This is a genomic window from Streptomyces boncukensis, assembly GCF_011045075.1.
Classification (GTDB): Bacteria; Actinomycetota; Actinomycetes; order Streptomycetales; family Streptomycetaceae; genus Streptomyces; species Streptomyces boncukensis.
In genome coordinates, this window is sequence record NZ_JAAKZZ010000887.1 from 1 (window position 1) to 1,783 (window position 1,783).

A 1,783-nucleotide genomic window follows, 5' to 3' on the forward strand; every position below is an offset into this window, starting at 1 on the left:
ACACCCAAGCCCTCCTCCGCCTCGCCCGCCACCGCATCAGCGTCATCTTCGCGATGCTCCGCGACGGCACCTTCTACGAACCCAGAACCCCCCGCCTCGCTTGACGAAGGACATAGAGGCACCCCCCCGGCATCGCGGCCTCCTCCGGGTGTTGTGGGCGGCGGTCTCCGCCGTTCCGGACATCCCCGCCGGATCCGTGGAGGTCACCGCCCAGCTGCCCACCGGATCGCCGAGGCCATGCGCGGCACGGTCGCACTCACCACCCAGTCCGGCGATATCCCAGTCACCGCCGCCGCCGGCGTCTCGGCCACGCTGGACGCTGGACGCCGGCACCGACCGCGGCCGCGTCGGCAACGCCCTCAAGAACAACGGCAGCACCGAACCCGCCATCCGCGCCACCACCTCCCTCGGCGACATCACCGCCCGCGTCCCCGGTCGCCGAGGCACCGGCGACCGGCCAGCCTCTTCGGCCGACCACGAAGGCAGAGGCCACGGCGGGGCAGAATGCTCCGGACAACTGGTCCGGGGTTTCCCCTGGGAGCGGGCGACGGGAGGCCCGTGACCTGCGCAAACGCGGGAGTTGTCGGTGACCTCGGCTACGGCTCGGTGAGCTGGTGCTTCTTACGGCGTGGTGCGACGGGCTCCGTGTCGAAGACGTCGGCGTGCACGTGCTCCGAGCCCGCTTAGGAGCGGACAGGAGGGCAGGAGGGCAGGAGGGAGCTGCCAGTGTCGACGTCGCAGGAAGTGTGCTGCCCCCACGCGGCGGTAACGGTCCAGGTATCGGCGGCCGTGCCGTACAGGTCGATGACGCCTCCGCGCGGCAGTACGACAGGCGGACTCTGCTGCTGCGCGCTCTCGTCAGGGACCTTCGCCTTGGCGGAGACGGTGGGAGCGGCGGGCCGATTCACGGGGTCCGCGGCTGGGGTAGCGACAGGACCCGGTCCCGGCCCGGCCGCGTGCCGGACGGCGGCTCTCCCTCTCTCGCGGTGCGGTGGTCATAAACGGCCCGCCCGCGGCGGACACTCAGAGCATTCTCACACGCACCGTCGGTGCCAACTCCCCCTCCAGGCCCCGGCCCGGGCACTGGGCCGGGCCAGCGAAGCCGCCCCTGTACATGCCCCGCGGTCCGTAGGCGCCGGGGGCCGGTGAACCAGGCGGCGGCGGTGCCGGGGCGCCGTACCCCGCCTCCCGGATGGGTGTCAGGCGGCGTGGGGGCCGGGGGCGGCGCTCCCTTCGTACTGGCTGAGGTTGGAGACGAGTTCGGTGAGGCCGGGGTCGGCGTCGTAGCGGCGTTGGTGCAGGGCGGCGATCTTGTCGCCGGTTCCGGGGTCGGGGTCGTCGGTGATGTCGAAGGAGACGAACTTGTCGACCAGCGGCAGCCCGATCTCGTCGGTGCGGCGGTGGGCGGGGTGGATGAGGTACTCCCAGTAGCCCTCCAGGTCGGCTATCTGGAAGGTGGCGGCCCACTCGTACCCGCCGCCGTGGTCGCGGCCGACGAGGAAGGAGCGTACGGAGGGGATGACCTCACCCTGGTTGCGCAGGCTGGCGAGGGCGTCTTCGAGCTGTGCCGGCGTCGTGCCGGGCTTGATGGTGAAGCGGACGCAGTGGTGGATCATCGGAGTGCTCCCTTTCCGGAGTTCATCTCTGTGATGGATGTGGTCGGTTGCCCAGCCGCTGTCGCAGGTACGGGAAGGCCAGCGCGCCGAGCGTCCCGGACAGCGTGCTTCCGGCGACCACCGCGCCGACGACGCCGGGGCCGGCCCCGCAGCGGGGTCTCCCCGCC

General features: G+C 72.0%; 1 protein-coding gene and 1 pseudogene. One reads left to right on the forward strand and one right to left on the reverse strand.

Going from position 1 to position 1,783, the window contains the following annotated elements:
• Positions 1-222 precede the first annotated feature (222 nt).
• Positions 223-427 (forward strand): annotated as a pseudogene (locus tag G5C65_RS39920) (DUF4097 family beta strand repeat-containing protein); the annotation flags it as partial.
• Between the two features lie 772 nt (positions 428-1,199).
• Here the strand turns inward: G5C65_RS39920 and G5C65_RS36715 are convergent.
• Entirely contained in the window at positions 1,200-1,616 is a 417-nt protein-coding gene (locus tag G5C65_RS36715) for a Dabb family protein (protein WP_165303368.1), read from the reverse strand.
• Positions 1,617-1,783 lie beyond the last annotated feature (167 nt).

What these genes read in the sequence shown, in the direction of transcription:
- G5C65_RS36715 (WP_165303368.1), bottom strand. Translation starts at nt 1,616, where the DNA reads ATGATCCACCACTGCGTCCGCTTCACCATCAAGCCCGGCACGACGCCG.